Source organism: Pelagibacterium halotolerans, assembly GCF_044811015.1.
GTDB classification, from domain to species: Bacteria; Pseudomonadota; Alphaproteobacteria; order Rhizobiales; family Devosiaceae; genus Pelagibacterium; species Pelagibacterium halotolerans_A.
The window spans coordinates 3,710,639-3,727,058 of sequence record NZ_CP085243.1 but is presented as its reverse complement, the minus strand read 5'-3'; the positions used below and the strand labels follow the sequence as shown (position 1 = coordinate 3,727,058).

The 16,420-nt window shown below is 62.0% G+C and carries 16 protein-coding genes, 1 other RNA gene and 1 pseudogene; 8 read left to right on the top strand and 10 right to left on the bottom strand.

From position 1 onward, the window contains the following. The first annotated feature begins 26 nt into the window (after positions 1-26). From LG281_RS17940 to LG281_RS17930, 3 genes are read left to right on the top strand one after another with little or no spacing between them, the layout of a single operon-like run. Positions 27-509 (top strand): YbaK/EbsC family protein, encoded by a 483-nt coding sequence (locus LG281_RS17940; RefSeq protein ID WP_404403149.1) that lies wholly within the window; start codon positions 27-29, stop codon positions 507-509. Between the two features lie 12 nt (positions 510-521). Next, complete coding sequence (locus LG281_RS17935; RefSeq protein WP_404403148.1) at positions 522-1,469, top strand: calcium/sodium antiporter; 948 nt, start codon at positions 522-524, stop codon at positions 1,467-1,469. A 48-nt stretch (positions 1,470-1,517) separates the two neighbouring features. Beyond that, positions 1,518-1,829, top strand: a complete 312-nt coding sequence (locus LG281_RS17930; RefSeq protein ID WP_404403147.1) for an NIPSNAP family protein — start codon at positions 1,518-1,520, stop codon at positions 1,827-1,829. A 13-nt stretch (positions 1,830-1,842) separates the two neighbouring features. Here the strand turns inward: LG281_RS17930 and miaA are convergent, their stop codons facing one another. Then, positions 1,843-2,748: a tRNA (adenosine(37)-N6)-dimethylallyltransferase MiaA gene (miaA, locus tag LG281_RS17925; protein WP_404403146.1), complete on the bottom strand. Its 906-nt coding sequence runs from the start codon at positions 2,746-2,748 to the stop codon at positions 1,843-1,845. A 10-nt stretch (positions 2,749-2,758) separates the two neighbouring features. Between miaA and serB the strand changes: the two genes are divergently transcribed. Further along, positions 2,759-3,634, top strand: coding sequence for a phosphoserine phosphatase SerB (gene serB / locus LG281_RS17920; protein ID WP_404403145.1), 876 nt, complete (start codon positions 2,759-2,761; stop codon positions 3,632-3,634). Positions 3,635-4,153: 519 nt separating this feature from the next. Further along, positions 4,154-5,125: an IS110 family transposase gene (locus tag LG281_RS17915; RefSeq protein ID WP_404400978.1), complete on the top strand. Its 972-nt coding sequence runs from the start codon at positions 4,154-4,156 to the stop codon at positions 5,123-5,125. 273 nt (positions 5,126-5,398) lie between these two features. Here the strand turns inward: LG281_RS17915 and LG281_RS17910 are convergent, their stop codons facing one another. The 8 genes and pseudogenes from LG281_RS17910 to LG281_RS17875 all read right to left on the bottom strand — a co-directional run bounded on the left by LG281_RS17910 (position 5,399) and on the right by LG281_RS17875 (position 11,213). After that, complete coding sequence (locus LG281_RS17910) at positions 5,399-5,584, bottom strand: DUF2065 domain-containing protein (RefSeq protein WP_404403144.1); 186 nt, start codon at positions 5,582-5,584, stop codon at positions 5,399-5,401. Positions 5,585-5,868: 284 nt separating this feature from the next. After that, a pseudogene (gene hflC, locus LG281_RS17905) lies at positions 5,869-6,768 on the bottom strand (protease modulator HflC); the annotation flags it as partial. Further along, entirely contained in the window at positions 6,765-7,880 is a 1,116-nt protein-coding gene (gene hflK / locus LG281_RS17900) for an FtsH protease activity modulator HflK (protein ID WP_404403143.1), read from the bottom strand. The pseudogene hflC and the gene hflK, both read right to left, overlap by 4 nt. A 145-nt stretch (positions 7,881-8,025) precedes the next feature. Next, positions 8,026-8,544 carry a dihydrofolate reductase gene (locus tag LG281_RS17895; protein ID WP_404403142.1) on the bottom strand — a complete coding sequence of 173 codons (519 nt, stop codon included), beginning with the start codon at positions 8,542-8,544 and terminating at the stop codon, positions 8,026-8,028. After that, the gene (locus LG281_RS17890; RefSeq protein ID WP_404403141.1) at positions 8,541-9,020 is read right to left on the bottom strand and encodes a GNAT family N-acetyltransferase; all 480 of its coding nucleotides are present in this window, start codon (positions 9,018-9,020) and stop codon (positions 8,541-8,543) included. Before LG281_RS17890 ends, LG281_RS17895 begins: the two co-directional genes overlap by 4 nt. 36 nt (positions 9,021-9,056) lie before the next feature. Further along, positions 9,057-10,037, bottom strand: coding sequence for a DUF4424 domain-containing protein (locus tag LG281_RS17885; protein ID WP_404406816.1), 981 nt, complete (start codon positions 10,035-10,037; stop codon positions 9,057-9,059). A 5-nt stretch (positions 10,038-10,042) separates the two neighbouring features. Continuing rightward, positions 10,043-10,837: a thymidylate synthase gene (locus LG281_RS17880; RefSeq protein WP_404403140.1), complete on the bottom strand. Its 795-nt coding sequence runs from the start codon at positions 10,835-10,837 to the stop codon at positions 10,043-10,045. 19 nt (positions 10,838-10,856) lie between these two features. Further along, a complete protein-coding gene (locus LG281_RS17875) occupies positions 10,857-11,213 on the bottom strand; it encodes a VanZ family protein (protein ID WP_404403139.1) in 357 nt (118 codons plus the stop codon). A gap of 81 nt (positions 11,214-11,294) precedes the next feature. On the opposite strand from LG281_RS17875, the gene ssrA reads away from it, so the two are divergent. The 3 genes from ssrA to LG281_RS17860 all read left to right on the top strand — a co-directional run bounded on the left by ssrA (position 11,295) and on the right by LG281_RS17860 (position 12,621). Then, positions 11,295-11,649, top strand: a transfer-messenger RNA (tmRNA) gene (gene ssrA, locus LG281_RS17870). A 232-nt stretch (positions 11,650-11,881) separates the two neighbouring features. Next, a complete protein-coding gene (locus tag LG281_RS17865) occupies positions 11,882-12,373 on the top strand; it encodes an SspB family protein (protein ID WP_404403138.1) in 492 nt (163 codons plus the stop codon). Between the two features lie 41 nt (positions 12,374-12,414). Beyond that, on the top strand, positions 12,415-12,621 hold the full coding sequence (locus tag LG281_RS17860; protein ID WP_404403137.1) for a ribbon-helix-helix domain-containing protein: 207 nt from the start codon (positions 12,415-12,417) through the stop codon (positions 12,619-12,621). Here LG281_RS17860 and LG281_RS17855 read toward each other — a convergent pair. Next, entirely contained in the window at positions 12,616-16,293 is a 3,678-nt protein-coding gene (locus LG281_RS17855) for an AsmA family protein (RefSeq protein WP_404403136.1), read from the bottom strand. The genes LG281_RS17860 and LG281_RS17855 overlap by 6 nt on opposite strands. Positions 16,294-16,420 lie beyond the last annotated feature (127 nt).

Genomic DNA, 16,420 nt, shown 5'->3' with positions numbered 1-16,420 from the left:
TGTATCCATTTGTCCCCATGACACAAATGCCCACACCCGAACTCAGAGCGTCCGAAAAGCGCGTCGCCGAAGCGCTCGCCCGCCACGACCTGCCTGGGAAGGTGACCGTCCTCACCGGACTCGCCACCACTGCGCAAATGGCCGCCGATGCGCTCGGCGTGGAGTTGGGCCGCATCGTCAAAACCCTGCTCTTTAGGGGGACGGACACCGGTACGCCCTATATGGTCCTTGTGTCGGGCGCCAACCGCGTCCACGAGAAGCGCGTCGGGCGCCTGATCGGCGAAAAGCTCGCCCGCGCGGACGCTGATCTCGTACGTAGGGCCACAGGCTTCCCCATCGGCGGCGTCTCCCCCTTCGGCCATCCCGAACCGCTCCCGATTTATCTTGACGAGGATCTGTTCAACTACCAAACGGTATGGGCCTCTGCTGGCGATCCGCGTTCGGTCTTCGAAGTCGCCCCCGACGCGCTTGAACGCACCACAGGCGCCACCCGCATCGCCGTCACCTAGGAAATCCGCGCAATGGTCTACGTGTTCCTGACCCTCGGTCTCGTCCTGCTCGTCGCCGGGGGCGAAAGCTTCGTTCGCGGTTCTGTCGCCATCGCGCGCCGGCTCGGCATGTCCCCGCTCCTGATCGGCCTCACGCTCATGGGCTTCGGCACCTCGCTCCCCGAGATGTTGACCTCCGTACAGGCCGCTCTCGATGGCGCGCCAGGCATCGCCATGGGCAATGTCGTCGGTTCGAACATCGCTAACATCCTCCTGATCCTCGGCATCGCCGCCATCGTTTATCCTGTCCATGTCGATCGGGGCGTCCTGCGCCGCGATGGCGGCGTGCTGATCGTCTCCGCAATCGTAACGTTAATCATCGTCGTGACCGGATCGCTCGGACGGATCGCCGGATTCGTGCTCGTCGGCCTCTTGGCTGCCTACGTCGTCCGTAGCTATCTCGTTGAACACCAGAGCCGGGCCGTCCGCGAGGCCGAAGCGGAAATCGCTCAGACCGCCGCAAAAGGCGGTGTGCTCGTTTCGCTGCTTCTCACCCTTGCCGGTCTGGGGCTCACGCTTTTGGGCGCGCGCTTCCTCGTATCCAGCGCCATCGAACTGGCGACAGCCCTCGGCATTTCCGAAACCATCATCGGGCTCACGGTCGTTGCCGTCGGCACGTCCCTGCCCGAGCTCGTCACCTCCGTCATCGCGGCCCTCCGCAAGCATACAGACCTCGCGCTGGGCAACATCATCGGCTCGAACATCTTCAACACCTTCGCCATACTGGGTATCACCGCCCTCGTGAAGCCGATCCCCGTGCCCCCCGAAATCCTGCACCTCGACATCTGGGTGATGCTGGCGGCGACCGTGGGCCTGATCGCCTTCGCCTACACCGCCAACCGCATCGAGCGCTGGGAAGGTGCGGTTTTCCTCATTGCCTATGCGGGCTATATCGGCTGGCTCGGCGCCGGAGCGCTATAGCGCTTCGGCCCGCACCGGCGCCTACCCCCAGATATAAGGAAAACCGCATTGATTACCTGTTACGTCCGATACGAACTTAATCCCGCCAAGGTCACCGAATTCGAGGAATATGCTCGCATGTGGATTCCGCTGGTGGAAAAGTTCGGCGGCACCCACCACGGGTATTTCTTACCCCACGAGAGTGCGAACGACCTCGCGGTCTGCCTATTCTCTTTCCCCTCCTTGGCCGACTACGAAGCCTACCGCCAAAAGAGCCTCACGGACGCCGACTGTCAGAAAGCTATCGCATTCGCCGAGCGCATGGACTGCATAAGACGATACGACCGGCACTTTCTGCGCCCGCTGACCGAGACCGCATAGCTCCCGCAGCTCGTTAGCTGTCCTGCCGCGCGAACGGATCGAGGAACCGCCAGTCCCCCATTCGGTTACGGAACCATGTCGACTGCCGTTTGGCATATTGCCGCGTCGCCGTGACCGCCTTATCGACCGCCTCGTCCCGCGTCATCTCACCAGCCAGATAGGCTGCAATCTCTTTGACCCCAATCGCCTTCATCGCCGGCAGGCTGGGGTCGAGCTTGCGCGCAAGCAGCGCCTCGACCTCTTCGACCGCCCCGCTCTCCATCATCGCCTCGAACCGTTCCGCGATTCGCCGGCGCAGAACCGCCCGCTCGGGCATCAGCACGATTTTTTCGAGCACATAACCAGACAGCAACCCGCCGCCGGTCTCGCGCTGGAACGCGCTCAGCGTTCGTCCCGTCGCACGCTTGACCGACACCGCCCGCACGACCCGCTGCGGATCGGCAACCTCCAGCCGCTCGGCCAGTTCAGGATCGTATTCACGCAGAAACGCGCGCCGTTTTTCGGCATCCATACCTTGAATCAGTTTCTCAACCGCCTGAATCTCTTTGTCCGGGATAGGCGGAACTTCAGCAAACCCATTTATTAAAGAATCGAAATAAAGCCCTGTTCCACCAACAAAAATCAGATCCCGATTCTCTGCATGAATCGCTTGAATCACTTTCTCTGCATCAGCCAGCCACGCCCCGGTCGAATACCGGACACCCGGATCGACATGCCCGAACAGAAAATGTGGCGCCGCTGCCAACTCCTGGGCGTTCGGGCGCGCCGTCAGCCTGTCGAGCACGCCATAGACCTGCATAGAATCGGCGTTAATGATGGCCCCACCGCGCGCCTGAGCCATCTCGACCGCGAGCGCCGTCTTGCCGCTCGCGGTCGGACCCGCTATCAAAACCGCTCGCCTGGAAGTGTCAGCCGTCATGGTGTGTTGAATGTCCGTTCTATGCCTCATCGCCAATCCCACCGAACCGGTCCTCACCCCGGCGCTGGTCGATGCGGTCCATAGGGAAACGCATGGCGAAATCAACTGGCTTGCGCAAGGCATCGCCTGCGAAATTGTCGCCCCGCGCGCGGCCAGGCCCACCGAGATGGCGCGAGAGGTGATCGGCAGCGCCCCCATCGACGCCGCCCTCGTGCCCCTCGCCAACCGCCGCAAGAAACTGCTCGTCGCCGATATGGATTCCACCATGATCGAGCAGGAATGCATAGACGAATTGGCCGCCGCGCTTGGCATCAAACAGCAGGTGGCCGAGATTACCGAGCGCGCGATGCGCGGCGAGCTCGATTTCGCCCAGGCACTCGATACCCGCGTGGCGCTCCTCAAGGGGCTCGATAAAAAAATCGTCGAAGAGGTTCGCCGCGAACGGATCACCTTCGCACCGGGCGGGCGCGCGCTTATCCAGACCATGCGCGCCTACGGCGCCTATACCGCGCTGGTTTCGGGCGGCTTCACGCTCTTTGCCGAATACTTCGCCAAGCGCATCGGTTTCGACGAGTTCCGCGCCAACGTCCTCGAGTTCGACACCGAAAGCAAGCTCACCGGCACCGTGGAAAAACCCATCGTCGACAAGGACACCAAGCGCGACACACTGGTCTCTCTTGCGCGGGCCCGGGGCATCATCCCCGCGCTCACCATGGCCGTAGGCGATGGCGCGAACGACCTCGATATGCTCAATGCCGCTGGTCTGGGCGTTGCTATCCACGCCAAGCCGATGGTCGCCGAGCAGGCGGAAGTCCGCATCGACCACGGCGATTTGACCGCGCTCCTTTATCTCCAGGGCTACGCCGACGAAGACATCGTGAGATGAGACTGGAAACCGAAAGGCTCGTCCTTTGGGTTGCCCCGGACTATCCCCGATTTCCAAGTGGTTCTGCCCTGTGACGCGCCTGCGCATGGCTTGGCGCAAGAGGCATGCGCGCCGCCACCCGCCGCCGTCACAGGGCCATCGCTTGAAGCCAGCCTGCCCCCTCGCCGCCCCCGACTTGATCCTACCGGATTCACACATCTCCGTTTGAGGCACCAACCCATGCCACAAGCACGATTTTCCTTCTCCCCTTGAGGGAGAAGGTGGCCGCGAAGCGGTCGGATGAGGGGTGCCTGCGGCGCTTCAAGTTGCACAACATCAGTGCTTTGCCGCCGCCGCGCACCCCTTGCATGTTGTTTTTGCCGCGTTTGTGAAACTGTTGCGGTGGCTCCCGGCGGATGGCCATCCGCCGGAAGCCGGACGAGCGGGACCGAGCACCCCTTGGATTTGGGATCCGCGGATGAGATGGGTCCGTTCGTCCTTCGCGCTGGTCCTGAACAGATGAATGGGAGCGAGTCCCGCATGCAAGGCAGGGAAATGCCCGAACCCAACGCGATACCGCCAGTGTATGTCGGTATTGACGTATGTAAAGACTGGCTGGACGTGTACCTGCATCCTTCCGGCCAAAGCCTGCGCGTGAGCAATGATCGCGTCGGGCACAAGCGGATCAAACGTGTTCTGAGCGGCCAGCCGGTGGCACGGGTCGTGATGGAGGCGACCGGAAAGTACCATCGTGCCGTACAGCGCAGCCTGCACGCCGCGGGCCTGCCCGTTTGTCTCGTCAATCCCCTGCGGGCCCGGCTGTTTGCCGAGGCGAGCGGCACGCTGGCCAAAACCGACGCGCTTGACGCCCGGATGGTGGCGCGGATGGGCGCCGCGCTCGATCCCGGCGTCACCGCGCCGTGTCCGATCGCTCTGGAGCATTTGCGCGAACTGGTGGGTGCGCGCACCGCGGCAACCGCCGAACACACCGCGCTCGTCAATCGGTTGTCCTGCACCACCACGGCGTTTCTGCGCACCGAGCTGCGCCGCCGCATCGCCAGTTGCCGCACCCATATATGCAGGCTCGACGCCGAAATCGAGGCGCGGATCGCCGCCGATGAGGTCCTGGCACACAAACGGGCCATCCTCCTCTCGATCCCCGGCATCGGGCCGGTCGTCGCAACCGCCCTGCTGACCGGCATGGATGAACTCGGCACGTGTTCGGCCAAGCAGGCCGCCAGCCTTGCAGGGCTCGCTCCGCTCGCACGCGACAGTGGCGCAGCCCAAGCTCCGCGCTTCATTCGCGGCGGGCGCCGGCATGTGCGAAACGCGCTCTACATGGCCGCCCTCTCCGCCAGCCGCCACGCACCCGGCCTCGCCATCTTCGCCAAACGCCTCAAGGCAGCCGGAAAACGGCCCAAGGTCGTCCTCGTCGCAGTCATGCGAAAACTCATCGTGCTCGCAAATACCCTGATCGCCCAAAACCGGAAATGGCACCCAATCGCGCCTTGACACAAAACACAGATGCTCATCCGACCGCTTCGCGGCCACCTTCTCCCTCAAGGGGAGAAGGGGAACCGTGCGTATGGTAAGGATTGGGTCTCAAACGGAAATGTGTGAATGTCGCAGGATCAAGTCGGGGGCGGCGAGGGGTGGTGGAGAGGCGTCTCTTCAAGCGATTGCCCTGGCACGGCGATTTCGAAGGGTTGACACTGATCGTAGCGCTACACCCGTACGCCGAACCCTCCCCCAACAGCCTGACCCGTCAAACTTTTGGGTCAGGCTCTAAAGCCGCACGAACGCGAGGAAGACCAGCCCCACCATAGCGATTGCGAGCGCATACCAGCGCAGATGCCCCGAAGGGATCTCGAGCATCTGCGTAATCATCCGCTTCATCTGGTCGGGAAAGGCCGCATAAAGCAGCCCCTCGATGACAATGGCCAGCGCGAGCGCGGCAAACAGATCACTCATCGTTCATCCTTCAACAAAAAAGGCGCGCCGGTCGGCGCGCCTTTCGAGATACCGGCGACTGGTTATTGTGCCGGCGCGCTTTCAGTATCCTCGCCACCCTGGGATTCGGTACCGAGGTTTTCGGTCTCGAGCAACTGCTCGAGATCGTCGACCGCTCCGTCGTCCGATGGCGTAACGGACTGCGCTCCGCCCTGGTCGTCGACCAAAGTCTCGGTAGAGAGCAGGTCTTCGATATCCTGGCTCTCTATCGGCTGCTCGGACGGACCTTCAACCCCGATATCGATCGGCCCCGTGGTCGGTGCGCCAAGTTCGGGCAACGCACCACTGGATCCAAACTGGCTGAAGAACGCCGAATTGGGCGAAAGCAGCATCGTGGTCGAACCGTCCCCGAGCGCCACACGGTAGGCTTCCATCGCGCGGTAGAACTCGAAGAACGACTCATCCTGCCCGAAGGCCTCCGCAAAGAGGCGGGTGCGCTCGGCGTCACCCTCACCGCGGATGATTTCGGAATCGCGGTTGGCCGCCGAAACGATTTCCACCGCCTGGCGGTCGGCGATCGCCCGAAGGATCTGCGCCTGCTCCTGGCCACGGGCCCGGATGAGCGCGGCTTCGGCCAGACGTTCGGCCTGCATCCGCTCATAGGTTTGCGCGGACACTTCCGGTGTCAGGTCGGTAACGAGGATACGCACGTCGACCACCTCGATGCCGAGTTCGACCATGTCCGGAGCCACGAGATCGCGCGCCTCGCGCATCATCTCGGTCCGCTGTTCGGACAATGCGGCGTCGAATTCGCGCAGGCCGTAAACCGTACGCAGCGCAGCTTCGAACCGGGTTGCGATACGCTGTTCGGCCAATTGCTCGGAACCGAGCACCGATTGGCGGAAGGCAACAGGATCGACGATCCTGTAGGTGATGAATGCGTCCACGATATAGAACTGACCGCCAGACACCTGGAGCCGGATCCGTTCGAGATCGTAACGCAGCAGGCGCTTGTCGATATATTGCACCTGTTCGACGAAATCGGTCGGGACCTTGAAATAGAGCCCTGGGTCACGGATTTCCCGCGTGATTTCACCGAACCGTGTCACAAGCGCCTGCTCGCGCTCATTGACGACGAAAAGCGAGGAGATCAGCACATAGGCTGCGATGACCAGTGCGACGACGACGATTACGAGCCTATTCATTGCTGGTCACCTCCGGTCGATGTGGCCGCCCCGGTGCTACTGCCCCCAGGCCGCAATTCCGGCAGCGGAAGATACGGCAGAACGCCGGTGCCCGACGCGCCCTCCTCTACGATGAGTTTGGTTGTCCCACCGAGCACCTCTTCCATGGTTTCAAGGAAAATGCGCTGCCGCGTGACTTCTGGCGCGTTGCGGTATTCGTTGTAAACCGAGACGAATCGGGCGGCCTGACCCTGGGCCTCGTTGATCACCCGATCACGATACGCCGCGGCGCTTTCGCGGATCGAAGCGGCCTGACCACGGGCGCTACCCAGAAGCGTATTGGCGTATTGCCGGGCTTCTTCCTGGAAGCGGTCCTCATCCTGCAGCGCGCGCTGCACCTCGTCGAACGCGTCGGCCACTTCGGTCGGCGGCGCGACGTTCTCGATCGAGATGTTGGAGATCGTAGCCCCCACACCGTAGCTGTTAAGAATATTCTGCGTGATTCCCTGGACTTCGACGGCAATGCCGGCACGGTCGTCGCGGAAGACGTCCTGCGCCGTCCGGCGGCCGACAACCTCACGCATCGCGCTCTCGGCAACTTGCTGCACCATGAGATCGGGCTGACGCACGTTGAAGAGATACGCCCTCGGATCCCCTACTCTCCAGAGAACCGAAAAACTCATATTGACGATGTTCTGATCGCCCGAAAGCATCAGCCCGGCATCGCTCGTTGAGGAACCGCTGCTCCCGATACGGGTCTGGTTTTCGGTAATGGAGACCAGTTCCACACGCTCGACCGGCCACCAGTGAAAATGCAGTCCGGGCGTGGAATATTCAGCCTTGGGCTTGCCGAACAGCAATTCGACGCCGAGTTGCTGCGGGGCGACGGTGTAGATCGCCTGGCTGGCCCAGAAAATGAGCAGCGCCGCGATACCCCCGATGATCGCCCAGCGTCCGCCGGGAAGACCGCCCCCGAACTGCTGGCGTCCACGCGCCAGGATATCTTCGAGGTTCGGCGTATTGTTGCCGCCACTTGGCCGGCGCGGCCCACCGCCGCCACCGCCGCCGGGCGTTTGACCCCACGGCCCGCCGCTGCGGATTTTGAGCCCGCCCCTATTGTCTTCCCACGGCATTTCGTCCCTTTCGGTTTGTCGTGAAAGTCTTTTACGCGTGCCGGTTTATATAGGAGACCCTATGCACGCGATCAATGAAAACCGGATGGCGGAATGTGAACGCGCTAAAGTGGTTAGCGTGTTTTTCATCACGCCCCGCGTGCGCTCAGCCTTGTTTGCGGTCGTAAACTTTAACAACGAATGCCGCCGTATCCCGTTCCCCCGGCACAATATCCGAAAGCGTCTCGACCTCCCAGGTTTCCGGCGTAATCTCCGGGAAAACCGTATCACCTTCAGGCGAAAGTTGCACATGCGTCAGATATAACCGATCGGCCATCGGCATCGCCTGTCGGTAGATTTCCGCGCCACCGTTGATAAAGATTTCGTCCACACCGTCACGCCGCGCGATTGCCTTGGCCTGTGCAATGCCTTCTTCAAGCGTGCCAACGACAATAACACCGTCAGGCGCGTAGTCCTTATTGCGCGTCACCACGATATTTGTCCGCCCCGGCAGCGGTTTGCCGATGCTTTCGAACGTCTTGCGCCCCACGACAAGCGGCTTCCCCATGGTTACCGACTTATAAAAAGCGAAATCGCTTGGCAGGTGCCAGGGCATCGCGCCCTCAGCCCCGATTACGCCATTGGCGGCAACCGCTGCGATCATCGAAATGCAAATATCGCTCATTGCTCCGCCAGCGCCTCGAGTTCCGGCCCACTCACCCGGCAGGTCGTCCATTCGTCATGCAGCACTGCCCCCTGCGCGCGATAGAACGCAATGGCGCTCTCGTTCCAGTTGAGTACCCACCAGCTTAACCGTCCCAACCCTTCGGCCTTGCAGCGCCGGGCAAGGTTGACCAGCAGCGCCTTGCCGACACCGTTCCCGCGTGCATGTGGCTCGACGTAAAGATCCTCGAGCCAGATCCCGTGCCGCCCCTGGAACGTCGAAAAGGTATAGAACCAAAGCGCAAACCCGACCGGCTCGCCGTTAACTTCCGCGATCTCGCAAAAAACCCGCGGCTCATCGCAGAACAGCGTCCTGACGATATCCTCTTCCGTCGCGCTCACCTCGTCGTTGAGCTTTTCGAAGTCCGCGAGTTTGACGATGAACTCAAGCACAAGCGCCGCATCGTCTCGTTCGGCGCGTCTAATCGTTGGGGCCATCGGTCCTCTTAACATGCAGTGCGGGGAGAGTATGCGCTAATTCATGTCGTGGCGCACAAGGAACAGCACCTCGATATCGTCCCATGGATAGAAATCCTTGTAGACGACCTCGAACGTCGTCGGCCCGGTTTTCTCGATCCCCTCGCCGCAGAACGAGACGAGGTTCTCGGGCCTCCCCTTGTCCACGATCATGCGGAACGTGCCGATAGGCCCGGCCCAGTTCCGGCCGGTCGAGAGCACATATTCGAGCCAGGCTTCGGTATAGGGCGCCGACCAGGGATCCTCCGGCGACACCATATTGCGCCGCACCGCGTTGATCACCGGCGGATCGAGGCAATAGCGCCGCTCGTAATCCGCGAGCGTCTGCCCGCCATCGTCATAAAGGAAGGAGACGGCCACGGTTCCCCCGAGGCCCGGCGTATACCGGTGCTCCACCGTCACGGTTTCGCCCGCCGGGAACACCGCCGTCCACGTATAGGCGGATTTGAGCGTCCATGCGGGGAAATAATGGGGTTCATCCTCACCGAACCCCATATCCGAGACCAACCCCAGCCCTGCCAGATAGGCCTTGTCTGCGTCCGGCAGCGCGTTGATCGCCTCCTCGGTCGCAATGACGTGCGGCGCGAGCGGAACGCCGAGTTTGACCAGGTCCTTGGTCCGGTCCACCCCGAGTGCGAAAACACTCTGATGCAGTTCGGCCGCGACAGGCTCGCCTTCGAATGTCGTAGAAAACTCGAAGATGTTTTCCGGGTTGTCCGAGGGATACCCGACGATACCTTCATACTCTCCCGTGATATCCGGCATCGGAAAGGCAACGAGAACTTCCTGATCTTCATCGGTCAGGTTCTCGAATTCGTATGTCACCCGGACCTCGTCGAGCGAGAGATAAAGCTCTTCGCTGACCATGGCGATATTGTCGTTCTGCGCGAACGCAAGTCCCCCGGCTCCCAGCGTTGCCGCCGTATCGTTCCCGAACGCGCCGCCAGCCATCCCGGCCAGCACCGCAAATGCAACCATACGCCTCACACCGAAACCTCCGCCTTGATGTGCGGATGCGGATCATAACCGACGACCTCGAAATCCTCGAACGCGAAATCGAAAATGGAATCGCGCCTCGTCTTGATCTCGAGCCTCGGCAATGGCTTGGGCGCGCGCGAAAGCTGCTCGCGGGTCTGTTCGAAATGGTTCGTATAGATATGCGCGTCCCCCAGCGTGTGGACGAAATCGCCCACCCCGAGACCGGTCACCTCGGCGATCATGTGCGTCAAAAGCGCGTAGGACGCGATATTGAACGGCACGCCGAGGAAGATATCCGCCGAGCGCTGATAGAGCTGACACGAAAGCTTGCCGTTCGCCACGTAGAACTGAAACAGGCAGTGGCAGGGCGGCAGGGCCATATCGTCGACCTCCGCCGGGTTCCATGCGGTCACCACGTGCCGGCGCGAATCCGGCCTGGCCCTGATCTGCTCGATCACTTGCGTAATCTGGTCGATATGCCGCCCGTCCGGCGCGGGCCAGCTGCGCCACTGGCTGCCATAGACCGGACCGAGATCGCCGTTCTCATCGGCCCACTCGTCCCAAATCTTCACCCCACGCTCCTGCAGCCAGCGCACATTGGTGTCGCCACGCAGAAACCACAAAAGCTCATAAACGATCGAACGGATATGGAGCTTCTTGGTCGTCAGGAGCGGGAAACCCTCGGAAAGATCGAACCGCATCTGGTAGCCGAAGACCGACCGCGTGCCCGTCCCCGTCCGGTCCGCCTTGTCGACGCCGGTTTCCATCACATGCCGCAAGAGGTCGAGATATTGCTTCATATACCCACAATATCTGATTCTAGGACCGCCGGCGCCTGAGCATCATCAGCCGCGCCACGATCCAGCCCGAGCCAACACCTAGCGCGAGCCCTGCAAATTTATAGGCCACATCCAGAATCGTGCCGTGTCGGTCCGGACGCAGCAATTGCAGACTTTCCAGTCCCACGATCACCGCCGCAAGGCCAGCCAGAACGAGGATGGTCCGTCTGGGATAGGCCAGGACAAAAACGAATCCCGCGACCGCAAACCCCACGAACCGTTCGAGATTGGCAAAGCCATGGACATGCGGCCGCCAGCCGACAGGCCCCAGCGTGAGGAGCAGGAAGACGGCAAAAATGGCCCAGGCGAGAATCTTGATCGCGGTCGAATTGGTCATGCAACCGTCATACGGCGTTCCCGGACTGAGGAAAAGCACGTACCGGTCATACTGCCAAACTTCCCCAAAGGGTTTCACCTCCCCCTTCCCATCGCCCCCCTACCCGCCTATATTAGACCTGCCGGCAACGGCTATGGCGATAAATGGCCATCGTAATAAACCCATCGGACCCGGGGGCAGTACCCGGCGCCTCCACCATTACTCTTCCGAGAAGAGTATTTATGGGGGCGAAACAGGATCGACGAGGGCGTAAAGGGTGCAGCTTTCGCTCGGTATGGTACCACCGTTATCGGACCGAACCTTATAGTTGCCAACGACAACTATGCTGAGGCCCGTCTCGCTGCGTAATGCGGCGCGACAGCTTCGAATAAAAGCCCTGCACCTCTAGCAAGGTGTAGGCGGGGTCCGCAGGCACCTGGCAACAGAAGCCTGCATTTTCCTTTTGCTTGAATTTTTCGCCGGTTTTGGGTCTGTATGGGGACTCAGAAGCGTTCCTGGGAAAAGCATGTTCCGGACTCGATCCGGGGACGGACACCACTTTTCCGGTTCGGGAACGTGATAAAATGAAATTAGCACTTTCATTCCGATATAATCGGAATGAAAAATGCGCGGAAGATTCTCCGCACCCCCGCGCATCGGCGGCAAAGCATCGAGGAGCCCGGTTGAACATGGCCGAAGACCATATCCGCTACGACATTCTGGCCCAGGAGGCCCTGCGCGGTGTCGTGCGGAAAGTCTTGAATGAGGTCTCCCGCACGGGACTTCCCGGCGAGCACCACTTCTTCATTTCCTTCGTCACCCGTGCACCAGGTGTGCGCATCTCCCAGCGTCTGCTCGAACAGTACGACAAGGAAATGACCATCGTCCTGCAGAACCAGTTCTGGGATCTGAAGGTCACCGATACCGGCTTCGAAGTCGGATTATCCTTCGACGGCATCAATGAGATGCTCTTCGTCCCCTTCTCGGCGATCAAGGGCTTTTTCGATCCTTCGGTCCAGTTCGGCCTCCAGTTCGAAGTCGCCAACGGTGGCGAGTCCAGCACAAGCGAAGCCACCTCGAAGGACGCGCCGTCCGAAGAAACCGAAGCGCCGGTCGACGCTGAGCCTGAAGACGGAACGGGCGAAAAAGTCGTAAGCCTCGATTCCTTCCGCAAGAAGTAGGGTCAGCGAAAAGCCGCCAACACTTATAGGCAGGCTCTAAAGTGCAAAAGCGCTCCCTCACCATCGCCGGCCACCGGACCTCGATCGCGCTCGAGCCCGAATTCTGGGACGCCCTCGACGCGATAGCGGCTGCCCGCGGCATCCCCCTCACCGGGCTCATCGAAGAGATCGACGAGTCCCGAAAAACCGCGAACCTTTCATCCGCCATCCGCGTAACCGTGCTCGAATGGTACCGCAGCCCGTCATAAAGGCGGAAACAAGAACATCCCTTCGGGAAGCGTAAGGACCGATGGCAGAGGCGGATCCTCAGCGGCTTCTTCCGGCAAGGTCAGATCGAGCGGCCCCTGAACGGGCACCTCCTTGTCCTGCGGTCCCTGCGCGCCACCTTCAGGCCCTGCCGTATCCCCATTGAGCGCGCTGCCAACCGCATCGAGCGCCTGCTGCTGTTCGGGAGACAACCACTGTGCCTGTTCCTGTTGCTGCCGCAAGAGTTCTTCGGCCTGCCGCCGCGCTTCTTCCTCCATCAGTCGCGCCTGCTCCTCCGCAAGCGCCTGCTGGCGCGCCTCCTGCTCGGCCCTGAGCGCTTCGAGCTCGTCGAGCTCCATTTCCAACGCCCGCATCTGGATCGCATCGACCATCTGCGTGAGATCGAGCGTGCGCTCTGGCGCGGCGAGCGGCCCGTCGAGCAGGACGCTGATCCGGCCAGTCGTTTCGGTAATCAGCCCATTGCCACCGGGATTCTCTGTCGCCGCCAGCGTAACCTCGGTGTCGAGCGACAAGCCTTCGAGATCGAGCGTACCGCCGCCCAGAAGCCGCGCGTCGTCTCCATCGATGGCGAGATTGCTGATCGCGATATCGCCGCCCACGAGCGAAAACAGCCCCCCGGCCTCCTCCGCCGTGAAGCTGCCCGCATCGAGCGCGGAAACAACAATATCTTCGAGCGCTTGCGGTTCGATCTCGACAAGATTGTCGAGCCCCGCCGCCGCTTCGAACACATCCGGTGAGAGCCGTCCCACCGAAAGCCCGGAAACCGAAAAGCTCCCCTCTCCGTTAAGCGAACCGATCAGTGCACGATAGCTGTCCCCGCTCCCCTGAAAACTGCCCCCTGACGTCAGTGTGCCCTCGAGAATCTCCGACGGTGTCTCGGGCAGCAGCGCGTCGAGCGTCACACCATTGAGCGTAAAGCGCCCCGAAACGCTCTTGTCTGGCAGCGCCGATGCGCAGCACAATGCCGCATCGAGCTGGATCGTACCGCCGCCGAATTCTCCAAAAAGCCCGCGCAGCCTGATATTTTCCGCCTCCCACGAAAAATCGAATGCCAGCGCCTCGATAAGAGCATCGTCACCCGCATAGAGCGCTGGCGCGGACACCGCGACGCGCCCCCGCGCCTGCCGGGGTGTCTGCCCGATGGCAATCGGACCGTCCGGCCACGACCCAGGCATGGTGTTGATCAGCGCCGCCGGCCCGCCCAGCATCGCCGCCAGCGTCTCGACATCCAGCGCCTCGAACCGCAACGCGCCACTCAAGAGCGCTGAACTGGCCTGCGTGGCGTAAGTGAGATGGCCCGAAAGCCCCCGCTCTCCCGCCAGCGCATCGATTCCCTCAATCGTCACGCTGTCCGTGCCCACGAACCCGATCTGCGCGTCCCCTTCAATTCGGGGAAGCCACACCCCGTCCGCGCCTGCTAGGTCCATGAGCGCCGCGGTATCCTCGAAAAGGAATGAAACCTCACCCTGCCCCTGAATTTCGCGCGGGTCCGAAATCATCAACGACCCCGCATAGTCGATCCGCTCCCCCCCGCCCTCTAGGGTGATTTCTCCGTCCAGACGGTCTCGCAGGTCGCCCGAGACATCGACCGACAGGATCGCGCCGTCGACACCCGCAATGACCGGCGCCAATCCCAATTGTTCGAGCAATGCCGCGCCGCTGTCCGCCATCGCTTCGAGCGAGAGTGTTATCCTGCCCCGATCATATGCCGCAACGCCGTCCGCAAGCCCCGCGGTAAGTTCGATATCGACACCCCCGGCCCGGCCCGTGACGTTGACCGACTGGGCCCCGTCCGCGCCTGGCGGATCGAGCACGACATCGAGCTCCGCCGGCAGACTTGCGTATGCCGCCCTGCGCAGGGGATTATCCGCTGCACCGCCGAAAACCGCATCGATCACCCGCGCGTTGCGCACAAGCCCGATATGTCCGCTTCCCGAAATCACCGGCGCCGCAAGCGTACCCGTCATGCGCCCTGATCCTTCGAGCGCCATGCCGCCGAAATCCTCGACCTGCAGCCCCTCGATCGTCACCCCGTCCCCACCCCAGCGCGACGTAAGCGCCAGATCGGCAAAATTCTGCCCGGCAATCGCCCCTGCCTCGGCCCTGATATCGAGCCGCCCTTCGGGAAAGCTGACCCCGAACGGACCGGCGGGATCGATCGGTGGCAGGAGCGCGATAAGCGCCGAACTCTGTCTGGAATTGAGCGTCGAAAGGTCGGCGTTGATGTCGAGCCGCGGCGCATCCCCGAACCGCATCTGTGCAGCGAATTCGTGCGTCGTTTCTCCGAGCGCGAAAAGTCCCTCTTCGAGCCACAATCCGTCCTTTGCCAGCCGAAACCGCGCGTTGAGCGATCCCGGCAGGCCGAAAAGCGCCTCGGCATCCCGCGGCCGCTGCCACATGAGCGAGAGCGAATCCAGCCGCCCCGACGCCATCGCCAGCGTGCCGTCGAACGCCGGCCACCCCGCAGCCCGTCCCAGCGTCCCGGTCAATTTAACCGTTGTATCCCCGGACAGCCGCCCCGAAAGCTCTTCGACGGTCCAGACCTCGCCGTCGCTCGTCGCGTAAAACCGCAGATCCCGCACCCCGATCCCACGCAAACCGAGTTCACCCACCTCGACGCTCACGCGCCCCGGCAGCGGCGGGATGATCGGCTGCGGCATGGTGCGCAGAAGCCGTATGAGCTCGAACGGCTGAGCCTCGGTGTCGTCTTCCACGACAACCGGCGGCAGCAGCGTCACGACGCCGCCCGAAATCTGGGCATCGAACCACGGCTCCGCTCCCAGATCCATCGTCGCCGTTCCCGTGAGCCGGGTCGTCGCCTGATTTTCGTCCGGCAGAAATACGAAGTCTTCCAGCACAATGGCATCGGGTCCCGCGGTGACCGGACTGCGCAACACTGCGTCGCCTGCCGCCGTATCTTCTGCCGCCGCGCGCCTATAGCGCAATTGGCCCTCGAAACGCGGCACGGTACCAGTCTCGAGAAGCCCTTCGGCGGCAACCGAAAACGCGCCCGACACCGGGCGCACGGATGCTGTCACCTGCATCGCCCCCTCAGCATTCATCGTCGAAGTGCCGAACTGCACACCATACTGAACGCCCTCGAATTCCGCGAGAGCCTGCATCGTAAAAGGCCCGCGCAGCCCCGTCATGCGCAACTCGCCGTTGAAAGCCCCGGCCTGCCAGCTCTCGCCCGAGCGCATATCGGTGAGCCTCACGGCCCCATCCTCGATCCGCGCATTCTCGATCGAAACATTGGACGCGCTCGCCGTCTCCGCCAGCGTGATCGGCGTCTCCAGCGCCCCTTGCGCATTGACGGTAAGGTTGAGCTGCGGCCCGATCAGCGACAGCTCGGTCACGCGGAACCGGTCACGCAGAAAATCCATCAGCGAGAAATCGGCCTCCACCAGCCGCGCCTCGGCAAGCGGGTTCCCGGCCGGCCCCAACCGCACCTCCCGCATGCGCAACCGGGGCTGCGGCAGCAGCACGAAATCCATGTCCCCGGCAATCGACACCTCGAGCCCGAGTGCATCCGCCGCCATTGCCTCCATGCGGCCCTTGTAGTCGTTCCACGGAACGAACAGCGGAACGATGAAGGCGGCCGCCAGGATCAGGATCGCCAGGGAACCGATAGCGATGTAGATGCGATTGGCCACTGGCTTCCTTAAAAAACGTTCGGCACCGGGACTTTAGAATATCCCACCGGCAACTGGAAACCGGTTTCACACCGATATTCCGCTATTTTGAAACACGTACGGACATACCCTTGAGATCACCCCACAG

Bases quoted from the DNA above. Each gene is read 5' to 3' on its own strand.
- LG281_RS17940 (WP_404403149.1), top strand. From the start codon at position 27: ATGCCCACACCCGAACTCAGAGCGTCCGAAAAGCGCGTCGCCGAAGCG.
- LG281_RS17935 (WP_404403148.1), top strand. From the start codon at position 522: ATGGTCTACGTGTTCCTGACCCTCGGTCTCGTCCTGCTCGTCGCCGGG.
- miaA (WP_404403146.1), bottom strand. From the start codon at position 2,748: ATGACGGCTGACACTTCCAGGCGAGCGGTTTTGATAGCGGGTCCGACC.
- serB (WP_404403145.1), top strand. From the start codon at position 2,759: ATGTCCGTTCTATGCCTCATCGCCAATCCCACCGAACCGGTCCTCACC.
- LG281_RS17915 (WP_404400978.1), top strand. From the start codon at position 4,154: ATGCAAGGCAGGGAAATGCCCGAACCCAACGCGATACCGCCAGTGTAT.
- LG281_RS17910 (WP_404403144.1), bottom strand. From the start codon at position 5,584: ATGAGTGATCTGTTTGCCGCGCTCGCGCTGGCCATTGTCATCGAGGGG.
- hflK (WP_404403143.1), bottom strand. From the start codon at position 7,880: ATGCCGTGGGAAGACAATAGGGGCGGGCTCAAAATCCGCAGCGGCGGG.
- LG281_RS17895 (WP_404403142.1), bottom strand. From the start codon at position 8,544: ATGAGCGATATTTGCATTTCGATGATCGCAGCGGTTGCCGCCAATGGC.
- LG281_RS17890 (WP_404403141.1), bottom strand. From the start codon at position 9,020: ATGGCCCCAACGATTAGACGCGCCGAACGAGACGATGCGGCGCTTGTG.
- LG281_RS17885 (WP_404406816.1), bottom strand. From the start codon at position 10,037: ATGGTTGCATTTGCGGTGCTGGCCGGGATGGCTGGCGGCGCGTTCGGG.
- LG281_RS17880 (WP_404403140.1), bottom strand. From the start codon at position 10,837: ATGAAGCAATATCTCGACCTCTTGCGGCATGTGATGGAAACCGGCGTC.
- LG281_RS17875 (WP_404403139.1), bottom strand. From the start codon at position 11,213: ATGACCAATTCGACCGCGATCAAGATTCTCGCCTGGGCCATTTTTGCC.
- LG281_RS17865 (WP_404403138.1), top strand. From the start codon at position 11,882: ATGGCCGAAGACCATATCCGCTACGACATTCTGGCCCAGGAGGCCCTG.